The 18,374-nt window shown below is 56.3% G+C and carries 18 protein-coding genes; 10 read left to right on the plus strand and 8 right to left on the minus strand.

All coding sequences use genetic code 11. The features are described from left to right. Positions 1-96: 96 nt before the first annotated feature. Positions 97-882, minus strand: coding sequence for a murein L,D-transpeptidase catalytic domain family protein (locus ACP7AJ_RS06040; RefSeq protein WP_426059294.1), 786 nt, complete (start codon positions 880-882; stop codon positions 97-99). A gap of 119 nt (positions 883-1,001) precedes the next feature. Between ACP7AJ_RS06040 and ACP7AJ_RS06045 the strand changes: the two genes are divergently transcribed. Then, complete coding sequence (locus ACP7AJ_RS06045) at positions 1,002-1,421, plus strand: hypothetical protein (protein ID WP_426059295.1); 420 nt, start codon at positions 1,002-1,004, stop codon at positions 1,419-1,421. Positions 1,422-1,479: 58 nt separating this feature from the next. Here ACP7AJ_RS06045 and ACP7AJ_RS06050 read toward each other — a convergent pair whose 3' ends face one another. Together ACP7AJ_RS06050 and ACP7AJ_RS06055 are read right to left on the minus strand one after the other, a co-directional pair. Then, positions 1,480-1,860 carry a hypothetical protein gene (locus tag ACP7AJ_RS06050; RefSeq protein WP_426059296.1) on the minus strand — a complete coding sequence of 127 codons (381 nt, stop codon included), beginning with the start codon at positions 1,858-1,860 and terminating at the stop codon, positions 1,480-1,482. A gap of 219 nt (positions 1,861-2,079) precedes the next feature. After that, positions 2,080-2,559: a DUF4199 domain-containing protein gene (locus tag ACP7AJ_RS06055; RefSeq protein WP_426059297.1), complete on the minus strand. Its 480-nt coding sequence runs from the start codon at positions 2,557-2,559 to the stop codon at positions 2,080-2,082. Between the two features lie 280 nt (positions 2,560-2,839). Here ACP7AJ_RS06055 and ACP7AJ_RS06060 point away from each other — a divergent pair, with 280 nt between their 5' ends. Together ACP7AJ_RS06060 and ACP7AJ_RS06065 are read left to right on the plus strand one after the other, a co-directional pair. Beyond that, positions 2,840-4,462 (plus strand): ABC-F family ATP-binding cassette domain-containing protein, encoded by a 1,623-nt coding sequence (locus ACP7AJ_RS06060; protein ID WP_426059298.1) that lies wholly within the window; start codon positions 2,840-2,842, stop codon positions 4,460-4,462. Positions 4,463-4,566: 104 nt separating this feature from the next. Next, positions 4,567-5,373 (plus strand): hypothetical protein, encoded by an 807-nt coding sequence (locus ACP7AJ_RS06065; RefSeq protein WP_426059299.1) that lies wholly within the window; start codon positions 4,567-4,569, stop codon positions 5,371-5,373. A 78-nt stretch (positions 5,374-5,451) separates the two neighbouring features. Here the strand turns inward: ACP7AJ_RS06065 and ACP7AJ_RS06070 are convergent, their stop codons facing one another. After that, a complete protein-coding gene (locus tag ACP7AJ_RS06070) occupies positions 5,452-5,610 on the minus strand; it encodes a lmo0937 family membrane protein (protein ID WP_125921607.1) in 159 nt (52 codons plus the stop codon). Positions 5,611-5,808: 198 nt separating this feature from the next. Here ACP7AJ_RS06070 and ACP7AJ_RS06075 point away from each other — a divergent pair, with 198 nt between their 5' ends. Beyond that, positions 5,809-6,696 carry a 3-hydroxybutyryl-CoA dehydrogenase gene (locus tag ACP7AJ_RS06075; protein WP_426059300.1) on the plus strand — a complete coding sequence of 296 codons (888 nt, stop codon included), beginning with the start codon at positions 5,809-5,811 and terminating at the stop codon, positions 6,694-6,696. A gap of 139 nt (positions 6,697-6,835) precedes the next feature. Further along, positions 6,836-7,372 carry a peptide-methionine (S)-S-oxide reductase MsrA gene (gene msrA / locus ACP7AJ_RS06080; RefSeq protein WP_426059301.1) on the plus strand — a complete coding sequence of 179 codons (537 nt, stop codon included), beginning with the start codon at positions 6,836-6,838 and terminating at the stop codon, positions 7,370-7,372. Between the two features lie 161 nt (positions 7,373-7,533). Here the strand turns inward: msrA and ACP7AJ_RS06085 are convergent, their stop codons facing one another. After that, on the minus strand, positions 7,534-8,355 hold the full coding sequence (locus ACP7AJ_RS06085; protein ID WP_426059302.1) for a 2,3,4,5-tetrahydropyridine-2,6-dicarboxylate N-succinyltransferase: 822 nt from the start codon (positions 8,353-8,355) through the stop codon (positions 7,534-7,536). An 81-nt stretch (positions 8,356-8,436) separates the two neighbouring features. Here ACP7AJ_RS06085 and ACP7AJ_RS06090 point away from each other — a divergent pair, with 81 nt between their 5' ends. The 5 genes from ACP7AJ_RS06090 (at position 8,437) to ACP7AJ_RS06110 (ending at position 14,494) form a co-directional block, all read left to right on the plus strand. Beyond that, positions 8,437-9,618, plus strand: coding sequence for a glycosyltransferase (locus ACP7AJ_RS06090; RefSeq protein WP_426059303.1), 1,182 nt, complete (start codon positions 8,437-8,439; stop codon positions 9,616-9,618). A 110-nt stretch (positions 9,619-9,728) separates the two neighbouring features. Then, positions 9,729-10,739, plus strand: a complete 1,011-nt coding sequence (locus ACP7AJ_RS06095) for a 3-oxoacyl-ACP synthase III family protein (RefSeq protein WP_426059304.1) — start codon at positions 9,729-9,731, stop codon at positions 10,737-10,739. 111 nt (positions 10,740-10,850) lie between these two features. After that, complete coding sequence (locus ACP7AJ_RS06100; protein WP_426059305.1) at positions 10,851-11,513, plus strand: metal-dependent transcriptional regulator; 663 nt, start codon at positions 10,851-10,853, stop codon at positions 11,511-11,513. A 57-nt stretch (positions 11,514-11,570) separates the two neighbouring features. Continuing rightward, a complete protein-coding gene (gene mnmE / locus ACP7AJ_RS06105) occupies positions 11,571-12,995 on the plus strand; it encodes a tRNA uridine-5-carboxymethylaminomethyl(34) synthesis GTPase MnmE (RefSeq protein ID WP_426059306.1) in 1,425 nt (474 codons plus the stop codon). Between the two features lie 206 nt (positions 12,996-13,201). Beyond that, on the plus strand, positions 13,202-14,494 hold the full coding sequence (locus ACP7AJ_RS06110) for a citrate synthase (protein WP_426059307.1): 1,293 nt from the start codon (positions 13,202-13,204) through the stop codon (positions 14,492-14,494). A gap of 135 nt (positions 14,495-14,629) precedes the next feature. Here the strand turns inward: ACP7AJ_RS06110 and ACP7AJ_RS06115 are convergent, their stop codons facing one another. The 3 genes from ACP7AJ_RS06115 to ACP7AJ_RS06125 form a co-directional block, all read right to left on the minus strand. Beyond that, positions 14,630-15,007 (minus strand): hypothetical protein, encoded by a 378-nt coding sequence (locus ACP7AJ_RS06115; RefSeq protein WP_426059308.1) that lies wholly within the window; start codon positions 15,005-15,007, stop codon positions 14,630-14,632. Positions 15,008-15,750: 743 nt separating this feature from the next. After that, the gene (locus ACP7AJ_RS06120; RefSeq protein WP_426059309.1) at positions 15,751-17,727 is read right to left on the minus strand and encodes an OmpA family protein; all 1,977 of its coding nucleotides are present in this window, start codon (positions 17,725-17,727) and stop codon (positions 15,751-15,753) included. Positions 17,728-17,735: 8 nt separating this feature from the next. Then, positions 17,736-18,317, minus strand: coding sequence for a 7-carboxy-7-deazaguanine synthase QueE (locus tag ACP7AJ_RS06125; protein WP_426059458.1), 582 nt, complete (start codon positions 18,315-18,317; stop codon positions 17,736-17,738). Between the last annotated feature and the right edge of the window lie 57 nt (positions 18,318-18,374).

Below are 18,374 nucleotides of genomic sequence, written 5' to 3' on the forward strand. Positions count from 1 at the left end.
TGAAAAGGCGCCGCCGATGGCCAGAGCCGTCGGGGTTCACCCAACGGCCTTTTAACGCGCCCTTTTCTTTCTGGTTATCCCAATACCACCTGTGGGCTATTGCATCCCGGCAAAGGCGGTCACTGCCGTGTCCACGTTCAGCCAGCGCGACTTGAAACGCGCTTCTTCCGGCCCGTGCAGGTACATCACGCTTCCGCCCTTAATTGTCTTCACAATGGCCGTGGTTTCGGCTACTGGCAAGGCCGGGCAGCCTTGGCTTCGGCCCAGGCGGCCGTGCGAGTTCACAAAATCCTGGCACACATACTCGGCACCGTGCACCACTACGGCCCGGCTTTCGGCATTGGTATTAAAGCCTGGGTCGAGGCCAATGAGCCGCAACGAGAGGCCGTGCTTGCCGGTGTAGGTAGTAGTGGCGGTGCGATAGAATCCCAGGCTGCTCATCTCTGACCCATTTTTGTTCGAGAAAGCCATGGGCACATCGGCCCCGCTGGCTTTGCCATGGGCTACCAAAGTGTGAAACAGCACCTTGCCTTCCTCCACATTAATCACCCACAACCGTTTCTGCTTGCTGGGGCGGCTAAAATCGATGAGCGTAAGCACAGGCGGGGTTTTGGTTTTCCTACCCGCGGGCCGGAGATTGTAGTAACCCACCAGGCCTTGCCGAAACACAGTCAGGGGCAAGCCCTGTGCACTTAGGCCAAGCTTTATGTACAGTTGGGCCGCCTTCTGCTCAAAGGCGGTTTGGTAGTAAGCCCGCCGGGCCGACGGGGGCAGGGAATTGATTGCGGCAACAGGAACAGTTTGCGCCGCCAAGTGCTTGGTAGGAGTCAGGGCTCCGAGGAGTAATCCAATAGTGAAAAACTTCCCAAACATTGATGACATCAACTATTTATAAGGTTTTGAACATTTCTAGGGTCTACCCTATACACAACTAGGCCAAATTTAGTGCTTAGCTTCGCTTCTTCACCTAAAACGCCGCTTCGGTTAACTTATTTTTTCTGATGCCCATTTCTTTTTTGCCTGCCCCATGCGCCCGCTTTCTTGTAGTGCTTGCGCTAGGCAGCCTTGTGATGGGCTGCGGCCACGCCTTACCCGAGCTCCCCGGCTTTGATGCTGCCACCTGGCGCAGCGACCCCTACGCCTGCCGAAACCTGCGGAGCAGCGCCGTGCCAGCTCTGATTAGCGCCAAAGAACAGCTCTACGAGGCCCGTGCAAACGACGTTACGGCCTTGCTAGGCCCCCCCGACGAAGAAGAGCTCCGGGCCGGCACCGAAAAGGTTTACTATTACTACTTGGAGCCCGGCACCCACTGCGAGGGCCGCCATGTCCGTTCCGGGGCTCCTTGCCTGAGCATCCGCTTTGGCCCCATTGGCACTGTTACCGAAGTACTAACTGACCCGCTTACCACTTCCGGCAGATAACAAAAAGGCCCGCCAATCATTTGGCGGGCCTTTTTTTGATGGTTTTACTGGGCGGGCACTAGCCCAGGCCGTTGCCGGGGGCTGTAGTCGAGCGGTCAATGTCGTGCTGCAACTGGCTGAGCTGCGACGGGGTGAGAATGCGGCCGCAGGCCTGCTCATACTGAGCTTCGAGCTCGGCAATTTTGGCTGCACGGGTGGCATTGTCGCTGCGGTATTCGCGGTTGATTTGCTTTAGGCCAACAAGCCGGGTCCGGTTCAAAGGCAACAGGTATAAGAACTGCCCTTCGTTTAAGTGCAGCCGGTTGGTCATTTCCCGAGTCATGATAATGGCATCATCGCTCGCAGCTTTGCTTATCGAAGCCATGCTAAACGTAGGATGCTCGGCCATGCGGTCGGCCATTTGGGCATGGGCCGAAAAAGAGCCCAAAGTGAGAAACAAACCTAAAAGAGTAAATATGATTTTATACATAAAAATCAAGAGTGTGAAGTGAAGGTTTTTGCAGTTGAGGTGCTAATTGTCCGAAAGGTACTGGTTTGGTTCTGTTTTCTCTAACTTTTATTATAAAAATTTACTTTTTTATATATTTCAAAAAGAAGCAGCAAGCTCGGTTGAGCCTGCTGCTTCTCTTGCTTATCAGCACGGGTTAGTTATTTGGGGCTAGTCCATGCTGGCTACGGGCTGGTGGTCAGGGCTTTTGAAATACTGCATGGCCACCAGCGAGGTAATTACACCCGTCATGGACCCCAGCAAGATAATGCCTAGCCCGCCAATAAGAATACCAAGGTCGGCTCCGAACAGGTCACGTGCCTGAATGCGCTCTACCGAGCCCATCACGCCTTCGCTAAGCCCTCCTATCAACCAGAAGAAGCCCGCCAGCAATACAGAGGCTACAATAGCCGTGACCACGCCGGTGCCATATCCCTGCAGATAGGTCATTTTGTTGCCGCGCGATTTCTTGAAGCGCTTAATGGCCATCACAACGCCCACAATCAATATTAAAATATCGAGCGTGCCAGCCTCAATTTTATCAAGGAAACCTGCTAGTGCAGCAATCCCCGTGTACGCCATCAATGCTACGGCTGTGAAAATACCTATCCGCATGCCGTTGTTTTCTGGGGTGATTGAGTGGTCAGCCATACCCGAAGGTCAATTAAGTAAGTGAGAAATAGCCGGCCCAGCGGCCGTTTAGCTTTTTATACTTGCTCTCCCGTCCAGAAGTTATACAAAACGTGTTTTTTACTTGATATCTCGACTTTTTAACATATGGTCATGGCACTAATTCGCCAGTTAGTCAGTTATTTTCATCCGAACCGGACTTACTTTCTGCAGTCCGGATATTAGCCAGCGCGCTATTGCGTAATTTTGCGGCCCTGCGCCTATCTACGCGCTTTTTTGTTTGCTACTATTTTCTGACTGAATGATTTCGACCACCAATGTGAGCCTGCGCTACGGCAAGCGCATCCTGTTTGAAGATGTTACCGCTAAGTTCTTGCCCGGCAACTGCTATGGCCTTATTGGCGCCAACGGGGCAGGCAAATCCACCTTTCTGAAGATTCTCTCCGGCGAGCTCGAGCCCAACACGGGTTCCGTCGACATGCCTGCCGGCCAGCGCCTGGCCGTGCTCAAGCAGAACCAGTTTGCCTACGACGATCAGCCGGTGCTCCAAACCGTGATTCAGGGCCACCAGCGCCTGTATGCGGTGATGACCGAGAAGGACGCCCTCTACGCTAAGGCTGATTTCAGCGACGCTGACGGCGAGCGCGCCGCCGAGCTCGAAGGCGAGTTTGCCGACTTGGAAGGATGGAACGCCGAATACGAAGCGGCCGAGCTGCTCTCCGGCCTCGGTATTGTGGAAGACAAGCACCATTCGCTGATGGCTGACCTTGGCGCCAGCGAAAAGGTGCGCGTGCTGCTCGCTCAGGCCCTGTTTGGCAACCCCGACGTGCTGCTGCTGGACGAGCCTACTAACAACCTCGACGCTGAGAGTGTGCTCTGGCTCGAAAACTTCCTGGACAGCTTTCAGAACACAGTAATTGTGGTGAGCCACGACCGCCACTTCCTCGACGCGGTGTGCAACTACATGGCTGACCTGGACTTCGGCAAAATCACGATGTACCCCGGCAACTACTCGTTCTGGTACGAAAGCAGCCAGCTGGTGCTGCGCCAGCGCCAGGACGCCAACAAGAAAACCGAAGACCGCCGCAAGGAGCTCGAGGAATTTGTGCGCCGCTTCTCGGCCAACGCCTCCAAGTCGAAGCAGGCCACCAGCCGTCAGAAGCTGCTGCAAAAGCTGACCCTGGAAGACATCAAGCCCAGCTCGCGCCGATACCCGTACATTGCCTTCAAGTCGGAGCGTGAGCCGGGCAACCAACTCCTGAGCGTGGATAACCTGAGCGCGCTGGTCGATGGCCAGACCGTGTTTAAAAACGTCAGCTTCACGCTCGACAAGAAAGACAAAGTAGCAATCGTGGGCCGCGACGACCGCGCCGCTTCCCTCCTGTTCGACATTCTCTTTGGCGAAGCCAAGCCCGCCACCGGCGAGTACAAGTGGGGCACCACCATCACGCCCAGTTATTTCCCCAAGGAAAACAACGCGTTTTTCAGCTCCGGCGAATTGAACCTGGTGGACTGGCTGCGGCAGTACTCCGAGGAAAAAGACGAAAGCTTTATCCGAGGCTTCCTGGGCCGGATGCTGTTCTCGGGCGAGGAATCGCAGAAGAAAAGCAACGTGCTGAGCGGGGGCGAAAAAGTGCGCTGCATGCTTTCCAAAATGATGTTGCAAAGCGGCAACGTGCTGGTGCTGGATGACCCAACCAACCATTTGGACCTGGAAAGCATCACTGCTTTGAATAATGCCCTGCGCGACTACCCGGGCTCCCTCCTGTTTGCCTCGCACGACTTGCAGTTCATCGAAACCGTTGCCAACCGCATCATCGAGCTCACGCCCGATGGCATTCTGGACCGCCGCATGAACTACGAAGAATATCTGGCTGACGAGACACTAAAGTCGCAACGCCAGAAAATGTATAAAATGGCTTAATGCTGCGATTGATGAGGAATGACAAAGGAAGAATTGACGCTTGCTCATCCTTTTCTTCGGTCATTCCTCATTTTCATTCCTCATTTTTCATCCTTCTTCCTCCTATGAAACGCCATCTGCTTCCCCTGCTGCTTCTTGCCGGCGTGGCTTGCTTGCCTGCCCACCGCGCTCAAGCGCAGGAAAAGCCGGTGCTCAACTCGGCTCCTCCCGCTGTGCCCCCTGTTCAGCCTCGCCCGGCCGAAACTACGCCTGTGCCCGCTCCAACCCAGGAACCAGTTACCCAGCCCGAGCCGCAGCCACAGCCCGAGGATGAACCTGTTCCTCGGTTTCCACAGCCTACTCGGGACGCTCCTTCGGGCTTGGATTTCCCCAACCGGGGCGTGGTAAAAAGTGGTGAGTATGGCCCAACGCTCACCAAAAAATTCATTTACTCGAATTTTGGCCTTGGCTTCTCGTCCTTCAACGGCCTCACGCAGTTCAACGGCAGCATAGCCCCTGCTTTGGGCTTTCGCATCACTGATAAGTTTGCTGTAGGCCCTGGCCTTTCCTACGCCTACAGCAGCTATTCGGTGCCCGATGGCTACGCCATCACGGCTTCAGGTGCCCGAAGCATTTCCACGAGCAGCCTGGGCCTGAAAGCGTTTGCACAGTACATCGTGTACAAAGAGTTCTTTCTCCATGCCGAGTACGAGGTAACCAATGCCCAATTGATTGCCGATGACGGGTCTGGTTATTTCAACAAGGTAAACCGCACGGTGACGACACCTCTGGCCGGCGTAGGCTACCGCCAGTACGTAGGCGACAAAGCGGCACTCGACATTGTGGGTCTCTACAATTTCGACAACACCATTTATTCGCTGTACCCCGGCTTGGTTATTCGCTTCAGTTTCCTATACAACATAGGCAAATAAGCAAACCTGCCAAAAGCTAAAAAGCCGCCCTGAGCAATCAGGGCGGCTTTTTAGCTTTTATTTATTTCCAATGTATCGCTACACCGCGCTTCGTCCGCTGATTACACGCAGGAGGATGGCAATAATTGCAATTACGAGCAAGGTGTGAATGATGCCGCCCGTAAAGAAGCCACCAAAGTAGCTGATTGCCCAAATGATTACTAGGATGACGGCGATGATATACAGGAGGTTGCCCATGACTGAAGAAAGTGAAGGAGGTGAAAGAGAAGTGTCTCTGCGGCATTGTACGCACCATGCTCTGGAAAGGATATAATAAATCAAAAAATTATTTTCAACAATGCAAACAAAAAGAGCAGTTGAGTATGGCACCGTAGCTTTGCAGCAGCGTGCCATCTGGCCGCTTTTTCCTACCCTTCCCTACTTTTCCCGCTAGTTATGAACGTAGCCGTTATTGGTTCCGGTACCATGGGCAATGGCATTGCCCACGTTTTTGCACAGCACGGTTTCACCGTTGCGCTTATCGACATCAGCCAGCCCGCGCTGGACCGTGCACTGGGCACCATCACCAAAAACCTGGACCGTCAGGTGGCCAAAGCAACGTTGAGCGAAGACGACAAAGCGGCAACTCTGGGCCGGCTCAGCACCTTCACCTCGCTGGAAGCGGGCGTGGCCGGCGCCGGGCTGGTGGTAGAAGCCGCCACCGAAAACGTGGACTTGAAGCTCCAAATCTTCCGCGACCTAGACCAATACGCGCCCGCCGATGCCATTCTGGCGTCGAACACTTCGTCTATCTCCATCACCAAAATTGCGGCCGTCACCAAGCGCCCCCAGCAGGTGATTGGCATGCACTTCATGAACCCCGTGCCGGTCATGAAGCTGGTGGAGGTTATCCGTGGCTACGCTACTTCCGATGCCGTTACGAATCAGGTCATGGACTTGTCGCGCCAGCTGGGCAAAACGCCCACGGAAGTCAATGACTACTCCGGCTTTGTGGCTAACCGCATTCTGATGCCCATGATAAACGAGGCCATCATCACCTTGTTTGAAGGCGTTGCCGGTGTAGAGGAAATCGACACCGTGATGAAGCTGGGCATGGCCCACCCCATGGGCCCCCTGCAGCTGGCCGACTTCATTGGCCTGGATGTCTGCCTGGCCATCCTGCGTGTGCTCCACGAAGGCCTCGGCAACCCTAAATACGCTCCCTGCCCGCTGCTCGTGAACATGGTGATGGCCGGCCGCCTAGGCGCCAAGTCCGGCGAAGGCTTCTACCAATACACGGCCGGCTCCAAAGACCTGGTGGTAGCGGAACGGTTTCGCCGGTAGGGCGTCTGGCTAGGCTCTAATATTATAACGTCATGCTGCAGCGCGCAGCATGACGTTTTTTTTGGTCTGTATCGACAATACAATAACCTGCACGATATCCAGCGCGTTGTTGTTGAAACGAAGAATCAATCCCAACAATATGGAACATGCAACGTTCGGTGCCGGCTGCTTTTGGTGCGTCGAGGCCGTATTTCAAAATCTAAAAGGTGTGGAGAAAGTCGTGTCCGGCTACACCGGAGGCCGCATCGCCAACCCGACCTACAAAGAAGTATGCAGCGGCCTCACGGGCCACAACGAAGTTATCGATATCACTTTCGACCCGTCGATTATTAGCTTCAAAGAGCTGCTGGAAATATTCTGGAAAACCCACGACCCGACCACCCTCAACCGCCAGGGCAACGACGTGGGCACCCAGTACCGCTCAGGCATCTATTACCACAACGACGAGCAAAAGCAGCTTGCCGAGGAATACAAGCAGAAGCTGAACGACGGCCATGCTTTCCCGAATCCCGTGGTGACCGAAATTCTGCCCGCACCCACCTTCTACCCCGCCGAAAACTACCACCAGAACTACTACAACCAGCACGGTCACGAGCCTTATTGCCAGTTTGTAGCTAAACCCAAAGTTGACAAGGTGAAGGCCCTGTTTGGCGAAAAACTGAAAGCGGGTGTCTAAACCACGGATGCGGCAAATTTCACGGATTTTGTAGTTGGCACTAATGACCTCTACTACAGGAATTAAAAAAACAAAGAAGACCACTCATATGAGTGGTCTTCTTTGTTTTGGCAGCGCACGGTAATCGTCTACGAATCCGTGAAATTTGCCGCATCCGTGGTTTAGACAGAAACGCCGAAATCGCGCAGGGCATCATTTAACGACGTTTTCAAGTCGGTGCTGGGCTTGCGCTGGCCGATAATCAGTGCGCAAGGCACCTGGTATTCGCCGGCCGGAAACTGCTTGGGAATCGAGCCAGGGATAACCACCGAGCGCGGCGGCACATACCCGCGGTATTCCTTGGGCTCGCTGCCCGTTACGTCGATAATCTTGGTGCTGCCCGTGATGGTAACACCTGCTCCGATAACGGCCTCCTTGCCAATGCGGCAGCCCTCTACCAAAATGCTACGCGACCCGATGAAGGCACCGTCCTCAATAATTACGGGAGCTGCCTGCACGGGCTCGAGCACGCCGCCCAGACCTACGCCGCCGCTCAGGTGCACGCCCTTGCCCACTTGGGCACACGAGCCCACGGTAGCCCAAGTGTCGACCATGGTGCCTTCGCCCACGTAGGCGCCGATGTTCACGTAGCTGGGCATCAGAATGACGCCAGGAGCCAGGAAAGCACCGTAGCGCGCCGTGGCGGGAGGCACCACACGCACCTGCTGGCCAGCGTAGTCGGTTTTGAGGCGCATTTTGTCGTGGTACTCAAAAGGACCTACCGACTCGGTCTGCATCTGCTGCAACGGGAAATACAGGATGACTGCTTTTTTAACCCAGTCGTTGACCTGCCAGTCTTCGCCGTCGGTGGTGGGCTGGGCTACGCGCAGGCGGCCTTTGTCCAGCTCCTCGATGACATGGGCAATGGCGGCTTGGGTTTCGGGATTTTGGAGCAGGGCCCGGTCGGACCAGGCTTGCTCGATGAGGGTTTGAAATTCTGACATTGAAGGAAAAATAATCATCTGGCGAGGCCGCTGAAAAATGCCAGTGCCCCTTAGAAGCGGCAAAACTACCATCTTTGGGCCGTGCTTGGCTCTGGTCCTCCTCAATTAGTGGTGCTGCTGGCTTCCGTTCTCAAACCGGTCGACGATACCCGCATGCGGGGAAAGTTTGCTGAAACCCTTGTCAGCCGGCCCCATACGCAGATTCATGTGGCGGGCCAGGGCGCCAAAGGCTATGAAACCTACCCCGACCGGGGCGGTCAACGCATTTATCAGCACAGCATTTTTAGAGGAGCACGGCTGAGTCTGGGGCGGCTGGCGGCTCAGTGGCGCTACTGGCGGCTATTGCAGCGCCTGGCACCCGGGCTGGTGATAGTGCATGCCCCGGAGCTGCTTCCTCTCACGATGCTCTGGCAAAAGCTGGGCCCGGGCCGCAGGTTCATCTACGACATCCGCGAAAACTACGCGCTCAACATCTTTACCCAGCAGGTATATCGGGGACTCACACGCCGTTGGCTGGCCGCGGGGCTGCGCTGGGTCGAGGGCCAGGCGGCCCACCAAGCGGCTGCCATTATTCTGGCTGAGGCGAGCTATGCCGACGAGCTTCCCTTTGTGCCCGCCCTGCCGCCCTGCCGCGTGCTGGTGTTGGAAAACAAGTACCAGCCGGCACTAGGCGAAACCATGCCAGACAGGCCCACCAGAATCCCTGCGGCCACTGAAACCATGCGCTTGCTTTATTCGGGCACTATTTCGGAGCTCAATGGGGTGTGGGAAGCCATTGCCTTTGCCCAACAGTTGCACTCCGCCTGGCCCGGCGGCGCCCATCTCACCATTGTGGGTTTTTGCCAGCAGCCGGCTTTACTTCGGCAGATACAGGAAAAGGTAGCGCAGGATGCAGCCTGGCTCACGCTGGTTGGTGGGGCCGAATTGGTGCCGCATGCGCGAATCGTGGCGGAAATTAACCGCAACCACCTTGGGCTGCTGCCCTACCGGCCTCACCCCAGTACGGAACGCTGCCGGCCCACCAAACTATTTGAATACCTTGCGCATGGGCTGCCAGTAATTTCATCCCCCAATGCGCTGTGGCAGGAACTGCTGCACCAGCACCAAGCCGGTGTCTCTACCGACTTTACCCAGCCACTAGATGCCACCACGCTGGCTTACTTGCTGAAAAAGGATAATTTTTATCCTTTTGGCCTGCCCACTGACGTACTATGGGCTGCAGAAGGCAAAAAGTTGTGGCTTTTGCTAGATTCTTTCGTTTAAACTGCCACCTTTGCCCCCCGTTTTGTGTCAACCGCGGAGCTTGTAAGTAAACAAGGCGCGCTACACGCAGCATTTCTAATTCAGAATTCCTACACCATTCTCCGTCATCCATGGCAACTTTACGTCAGTCTTATATTGCCGGTGTCGGCCACTACGTGCCCAGTAGGGTTGTAAAAAACGCCGAGCTTGAACCCTTAATGAATACCTCCGATGCCTGGATTCAGGAGCGGACCGGCATTCAGGAGCGGCGCTGGTTTGAGGAGGGCAAGGACACGACCGCCAACATGGGCGCCAACGCCGCCCGCAAAGCCCTCGAGATGGCCGGTGTCGAGGCCAATGACGTGCAATTGATTGTCTTTGCCACGCTCTCGCCCGATTACTTCTTCCCGGGCTCTGGCGTGCTGTTGCAGCGCGAGCTCGGCATGTACAACAACGCCCCCGCGCTCGACGTGCGCAACCAGTGCTCGGGCTTCATCTACGCCCTCTCGGTAGCCGACCAGTTTGTGCGCACCGGCATGTACGACACGGTGTTGGTGGTAGGCTCTGAAATCCACTCTTCCGGCCTCGATAAGTCGCCCGAGGGCCGGGGCGTTTCCGTCATCTTTGGCGATGGCGCCGGCGCGGTAGTGCTACGGCCCAGTACCGAGGAAGGCCGTGGCATCCTCAGCACGCACCTGCATTCGCAGGGCGAGCACGCCGAAGAGCTAATTGTGAAGGAGCCCGGCTCCAACCGCGAAAACCGCCTGCAGTACGTGCTGGACAACCCCCAGGACCTCTACCCCTTCATGAACGGCCAAAACGTGTTCAAGCACGCCGTGGTCCGCTTCCCGCAGGTCATCAAAGAGGCCCTGGACCAGAACGGCTTCCAGCCCACCGACATTGACATGCTCATTCCCCACCAGGCCAACCTGCGCATCACCCAGTACGTGCAGCAGAAAATGGGCCTGTCCGATGATAAGGTGTTCAGCAACATACAGCGCTACGGCAACACCACGGCCGCTTCCGTGCCCATCGCCCTTAGCGAAGCCGTGCAGGAAGGCAAAATTAAGCGCGGCGACCTGGTGTGCCTGGCCGCCTTTGGCAGCGGCTTCACTTGGGCATCGGCCCTGCTGAAGTTCTAGGGCCAGTCGATTAAAAATGAGGAATTAAACCTTGAAGTTACCCCGGAGCCTGCACGGCTTGCTAAGCGACTCAATTTTTAATTCCTCATTTTTAATTTTTAATTAAAATAGATGCCCAGCCACACCGAAGAAAATTACCTTAAAGCTATATACAAGCTGGCCGAAGCTGAGCCTGATAATGCCGGCGTGAGTACCAATCGCATCGCCGGTGCCCTGGATACCCGCGCGGCCTCCGTCACGGACATGCTGCGCCGCCTCGCCGACAAAGGGCTGCTAGCCTACGAGCGCTACCGCGGGGTGCAACTGACCCCCGAAGGCCAGCGGCTGGCGTTGCTCACCATTCGCAAGCACCGGCTGTGGGAGGTATTCCTGGTGCAGCAATTGGGTTTCAACTGGGACGAGGTACACGAAGTGGCCGAAGAACTGGAGCACGTGCAGTCGCCTTTGCTTATGCGCCGCCTCGACGCCTTTTTGGGCCACCCCGCGCTCGACCCGCACGGCGACCCCATTCCTGCCGAAGACGGGGCCATGCGTCGCCCCACCCACCGCCTCCTGGCCGACATGGCCGTGGGCGAGCGCGGCACGCTGGCAGCGGTCAAAAACACCACCGCGCCCTTCTTGCAATACCTCGACAAAGTGGGCCTGCAACTCGGCTCCTTGGTTGAAGTACTGGATAAGGTTCCATTTGATAATTCGTTTGAAATTAAGGTAAATCGCGAGCGGACCACTTTGATTTCAGCCGAAGTAACCTGCAATTTGTTTGTAACTGAATAGCCCTCCCGCGCATTCTTTTACAGAAACTGTGCAACCTGCCTAACCCGAAAAACACCCGTGGTCCAGACAATTTTTTCCGACACCATTGTCGCATTGTCCACGCCACCGGGCGCGGGCGCGCTGGCTGTCATTCGCCTTTCAGGCTCGGCCGCTATCACCATTACTGCTTCGGTTTTCTCCAAGAAAAGCCTGGCCGAAGCGGGTGGACACACGCTGCACTACGGCACGATTCGCGACCCCGACGGCGGTGCCATCCTCGATGAGGTGGTGGCAGCCCTCTACCGCTCCCCTCGCTCCTTCACGCGTGAAGACGTGGTTGAAATCAGCTGCCACGGCTCCGACTACGTGGTGCGTCAGGTGCTGGCCCTGCTTCTCCGGCAAGGAGCCCGCCTGGCCGAGGCCGGCGAATTCACCAAGCGCGCTTTCCTCAACGGCGCCCTCGACCTGGCCCAGGCCGAAGCCGTGGCCGACCTCATTGCCTCCGACTCAGCCTTGAGCCACCGCGTGGCCCTGAACCAGCTGCGCGGGGGCTTCTCGCAGGAGCTGCGCGACCTGCGGGCCCGCCTCATCAAGTTTGCTGCCCTGCTGGAGCTCGAACTGGATTTTGGAGAAGAAGACGTGGAATTTGCCGACCGCACCGGGCTGGCCCGCCTGCTAGCCGAAGTGCGGGGGGTGGTAGCGGGCCTGCTCCGCTCCTTTGAATTAGGCAACGTCATCAAAAACGGCATCACCGCTGTGATTGCCGGCCGGCCCAACGCCGGTAAGTCCACGCTGCTCAACGCCTTGCTGCGCGAGGAGCGCGCCATCGTTTCGGCCATCCCGGGCACTACCCGCGACTTCATTGAGGATGAGGTGAGCATCGATGGCTTACGGTTCCGCTTCGTAGACACTGCCGGGCTGCGCGACAATCCCGCCGATGAAGTAGAAGCCATTGGGGTAAGACGCACCCGGCAGCGCGTGCGCCAGGCAGCGCTGCTACTATACTTGTTTGACCTGACCGAGCTGACGCCCGCTGAAGTGCAGGCCGAAATTCAGGAGCTTACCACCGGGCTGGATTTACCAGTGCTGGCCGTTGGCAACAAAACCGACCTGGCCTCGCCCGAGGCTCAGAACGCGTTTGCCGCGGAGTTCAATGCGGCCGCTTCTATTTCGCAGGCAGCCGTCCCATTGGTTATGCTGGCGGCCGGCCAAAACCTGGGGCTGGAAGCCCTGCAGTCGGCCTTGCTCACGCAGGTGCGCGGGACTGCGCTCGAAAACACAGCTTCCGCTACCATCGTAACGAACGTGCGCCATGCTCGCGCCCTTGAAACCGCCGCCGCGCACCTAGGGGCCGTACAAGTAGGGCTCGACAGCGGCCGCGGCACCGAGCTGCTGGCCGCCGACCTCCGCCACGCTCTCGCGGCGCTGGGTGAAATCACCGGCGACATCTCCTCCGAAGACCTTCTCACAAGCATCTTCACCGAGTTCTGCATCGGCAAATAACCACGGCCAATACTTATTCTAAAACCTAACACCACAAAATCGACGCAAACGATGCCAATGGGTCCGGTGGCAGTTTTAGCGCTTTTTTACAAAACCTACAGACAAATACTTTTGTAATGATTGCACGCCGAAGGGCGTAAATATTTCCCGGCTTAGGGCTTATGCCTTAGTTTCGCATTCCATTCCCTCTCATACTCCTCCCGCCCATGGCAGAAACTGCTGAACTTATCCTCGACGGCAAATCTATTAGCTTGCCCGTCATTGAAGGCACCGAACACGAAAAAGCGTTTGATATCGGCAAGCTCCGCGACCAAACCGGCTACGTCACCCTCGACTCGGGCTACAAGAACACCGGTGCTACCAAAAGCGCCATCACCTTCCTCGATGGCGAAGAAGGCATCCTTCGCTACCGTGGCTACCCCATTGAGCAGTTGGCTGAAAAGTCGAGCTTTCTCGAAGTGGCTTTCCTGCTGATTTACGGTGCCCTGCCCACGAAAGAGGAGTTTGACAACTTCCAGCATCGCATCACCCAGCACACCCTCATACATGAGGACATCCGCAAGATTCTTGATGGTTTCCCGTCATCGGCTCACCCCATGGGCATCTTGTCATCGCTGATTTGTTCGCTCACGGCCTTCTATCCCAAAAGCATCGCGCCTGAAATCAGCAAAGAAGAGCTCGACCTGAACATCGTGCGTCTGATGGCTAAGATTTCGACCATTGCTGCCTGGAGCTACAAAAACTCGGTGGGCCACCCGCTCATCTACCCACGCAACGACCTCGACTATTGCGCCAACTTCCTCTACATGATGTTCAGCTTCCCCACCGAGAAGTATGAAATCAACCCCATCGTAGTAAGCGCCCTCAACAAGCTCCTCATCCTGCACGCTGACCACGAGCAAAACTGCTCGACCAGCACGGTGCGCCTGGTGGGCTCGGCCAACGCCAGCCTCTACGGCTCGGTATCGGCCGGCATCAATGCCCTGTGGGGCCCCCTGCACGGCGGTGCCAACCAGGAGGTGGTTGAGATGCTGGAAGCCATTGAGGCCGACGGCGGCGACACCAGCAAGTGGATTGATAAGGCCAAAGACAAGAACGACTCGTTCCGCCTCATGGGTTTTGGCCACCGCGTATACAAGAACTTCGACCCCCGCGCTACCATCATCAAGAAGGCAGCCGACGAAGTGCTGCAAGCCCTAGGCCTGCAGGACAGCCCCCTGTTGAAAATAGCGCAGGAACTGGAGCAAGCGGCTCTCACCGACCAGTACTTCATCGACCGTAAGCTGTACCCGAACGTGGACTTCTACTCCGGCATCATATACAAAGCCTTGGGCATCCCCACCGAGATGTTCACGGTGATGTTTGCCCTAGGCCGCCTGCCCGGCTGGATTGCCCAGTGGAAGGAAATGCGCGAAAACAAAGAGCCCATCGGCCGTCCCCGCCAGATTTACACCGGCGAGTTGGAGCGCGACTACACGCCCATCGCCGAGCGCGCCTAGGTTTTCGTTGTTAGTTTTTTCACTGAACGGACAACTAACAACTAGAAACCAACAATAAACAAAAAGCCCGCTCTATGGAGCGGGCTTTTTCGTGTCCGGCTGGGTAAGTGGGAAAGGCTCCCTCCCCTACTACTACTACTTCAGGCGGTGCGCGGTAAAGTTGGTACGTAAGGATTGGTAAGCCACCAGCTGCTCAGGCTTGAGCAGGTACATCAGGTCGCTTTCGTAGCGCTGCTGTGCCCAGGCCAGTTGAGTGTCACGCTCTTCAGCGCTTGCACCATTAAGAAGAATCTCTAGGTCGCGGCGCTCGGTGAGCATGTTGAGGTGGAGTTGCTTTACCGCGAGGTATTGCGCCTCATTGAAGTGGATGCGGTCGGCCAGTGCCCGGGTAAGCGTAGTGGCGCGGCTCATCATCGCTTGTGAATAAGAGCCATCGCCAGGACCTGCTGCGTTGGCGACTGGGGAGATGCTAACGCCTGCAGCAATACAAGTGGCCAAGAACAAATTTTTCATGGGTATGGGGTTTGTTTGTGAAAAGATGAGTGAAAGTGTGAAGTGGTTTATGATTGACTGGACCAAACGTAAGCACAATTTTGTTTTGAACGAAAAATACTTTTTTTATCATTTTTTTAATCAAGCAATTTGTCCTGTAACTCACAAAGTTTTCATTATTACCTATTTAGGTGGATTAAAAAAACCAACTTAATAGGCAAAAAAAAAGCCCACCAATGGGTGAGCCATATTTATTTACAGGCAAAGTCCTACTAAATTTTCACTTACCTAAAGTAGTACTTTAAGTAAAATCGCCTCAGACCCCGATTTTTTCTCTGTATCACTTTTGCGGTTTTTCTGTGTAACCCCTTAAAAGACTCACTTTATTTGGCTGAACTAAGAAGAAGGTGCCTCAGAAGGACAGCCGAATCTGCTCATCGCATCAGAGTGGGCCCTCTTTAAGCAGTTGGAGTTTGCTGGCACCGGCTATTTCAAATAAGAGGTGCTGACGAAGCGCCATCAGCGGTTCCCTTTTCGGCTGATACTAGCGCGAGCTTGGTTGTTCAGGTGGGACGTCTTTCATCCTTATTATAGAGCGACCGACATGTGCTACCCAAGCTTGCGCTACTACTCAGTAGCTGCATAAGCTTGAAAAGTGCGCTGAAAAGATAGGACGTGGTTCGAAACCGGTGCTCCGGGTAATATGTGCACGGGCCAAGAGGATGTGATACCTCAAGGGGTTGTGGCTGGAGCTGGTGCCGTGCTTAAAGAATGCGAAGCTCGATGCGGCGGTTCAGCTGGCGATGTGCTTCGGTGTCGTTTGCCGCCAGTGGGTTGCGGTCACCATAGCCCTTGGACCGAAGGCGGGCGGGCGGAATGCCATGGCTCGAGAGGTAGGACACCACCGCCTCGGCACGCTTTTCGGAAAGCTGCAGATTGGCTTCTGGCGTGCCCACGTTGTCGGTGTAGCCCGACACCTGAATCTGGACGTCTTTGTACTGGCGCAAAAACTCAATCAGACGGTTGAGCTCCGTGCGGGAGTTTGGCTTGAGGTCGTACTTATTGGTGTCAAAAAAAAGGTTGTTTAGCACTACGCTGCGCCCCGAGCGCACTGGCTCCAGGTAAATATCGAGGGTGAGCGGGTCGAACGTATGGCGGTCGGAATAGTCGAAGTTGAGGCTTTTGAGCAAGTACTTATCGGCCGAGGCGTACATGGCGTAATGATGGCCTTCGTTCAGCACCACAGTGTAGTCGCCGTACTCAGGGTCCGACGTCACGAACTGAGTCAGCACATCGGTATCGATGTCGTAGAGCTTAAGTTCCGCTTTGAGAGGCTTCTTGGTGGTGGCGTCGAACACCCGTCCCTGGGTGTAGGTGCTGGTTTCGCGGGCTTTAACCGCGGGCGGCACCACGAAGCTGAACAGCTCCACCGGCCGTTCGCGGATTAGGCGCGAACCCGCGGCGGGCTCATCCGTGACCCGGCTACGGGAGCAAAAACCCTTCAGATTATCAGAAGTAATGAACAGCGATGCTTCGTTTTCGAAGGTATTAAGCGGATACCCTAGATTGCTGGGGGCACTCCATTTGCCAGCCGGAGTTCGCTCGCACCGAAACACGTCTAGCCCCCCCATGCCCACCAGGCCGTCGGTAACATAGTACAGCGTGGTACCGCTGGCATGAATGAATGGTGCCATGTCTTTGCCCGCGGTGTTCACGGGTGTGCCCAGGTTCTGGGCGGCGCTCCAGCTCCCATCGGGCTGTAGCGTAGTAATGTAAATGTCTTCCTGGCCTTGGCCACCGCGGCGGGTGGAGGTGAAGTACAAGGTGCGGCCATCGGCCGAAAGCGAAGGCTGCGAGTCCCACTCCGTGGAGTTGACGTTGGTGCCCAGGTTTACGGGGGCGCTCCAATTGTTGCCGGTGCGGCGCGAGATGTACAGGTCGCAGTTGCCAATGGCTTTGGGGCGGTCGCAGGAAGCAAACACCAGGGTTTTGCCATCGCCGGAAATGGTGCCCGCGCCCTCGTTGTAGCTAGTGTTGATGGCCGGCGAAATGGGTACGGGCGCTCCGAAGGAGCCGTCCTTGTTCTGGCGACTCACAAACAGGTCTTCGCCGCTACTGGCCGCTGGCCGCCCGGTAAACAACAGGAAGCGGTTGTCAGCGGTTAGGGCCGGAAAATACTGAAATTTAAAGCTGTTCAATGGCGACGGCAAGGGCACCGGCGCCTCGCCCACGGGGTTTTTGATGGCCTCCAGGGCAAACTCACAGGTGCGCAGCTGTCGCTCCGATTTGGCTAGGTTTTTCTGCGCTCTGGGCGCCACCTTCATGAGCTGCTTGTAAGCATCCAGTGCCGTTTGGTATTCACCATAGCTCAGGGCCAAGTCACCAAGCAGCTGATATTCTGAGGCGTGAGAAGCGTCGGCGGGCACCTTACTCAAGCCGTCGCGGTAGGCAGCCAGGGCGCCGCGATTGTTGCCAATAGCCTTAAGCAACGAGCCTTTCATCAGGAAAGCCTCCCCAAACGAGGGAAACTTCTCCGTGAGCTGGTTCAGCGTTTCAATGGCCTTGATAAAGTCCCGGTCTTTGGTTTGCTGCTGTGCTTTTTCGAGCAGGTTGCGGGCTTTGGTGTTGGTAGGTGTCTGAACCTTCACGGGAAGCTGGCACCAAGCCGGGCCCGCCGTGGCCAGCCACAACAGAAACATCGTTCCGAGGCGCAGGGCCCCCAACACTGAAATACCACGCATAGGATAAGCTACGGGATGTCAAGATATTTGTGAGTCTGCAGCGACACCTGCCAGCGCGGGTGCTGCTTCACGTACTCCACCAACTCGGGCGTCATGCGCGCAGCCCGGCTCCATTCCGGCTGCAGATACAGCCGCGTAGTGGCCGGAACCTGCGCCGCATGCTCCTCTGCCCATGCAAAATCGTGGCCATTAAACACCACCACCTTCAACTCGTGGGCAGCAGCCAGCACTTCGGGCAAGGGAGCCTTGAATTTTTTGGGAGACAGACAAATCCAGTCCCAGGTCCCCGACAGGGGATGCGCGCCCGACGTTTCGAGCCAGGTGCGGCAGCCTGCGGCTTGCAGGGCCGCAGTGAGCGGGCCGCAATTGTGCATGAGGGGCTCGCCCCCGGTAATAACCACGTCGCGGCCAGGATAAGCAAGCACGGCGTCTACTAGCTGCTTAATGGACTGCCGAGGGTGTGCATCCGCATCCCACGACTCCTTTACGTCGCACCACACGCAGCCTACATCGCAGCCGCCCAACCGGATAAAGTAAGCCGCGCGGCCGGTGTTGTACCCTTCGCCCTGAATGGTATAGAACTGCTCCATCACGGGGAGCATAGTGCCGGTAGCTGGGGCCAAGACGGCACCGTTTGGTACAACTAA

This window comes from Hymenobacter sp. B1770 (assembly GCF_049896385.1).
Classification (GTDB): Bacteria; Bacteroidota; Bacteroidia; order Cytophagales; family Hymenobacteraceae; genus Hymenobacter.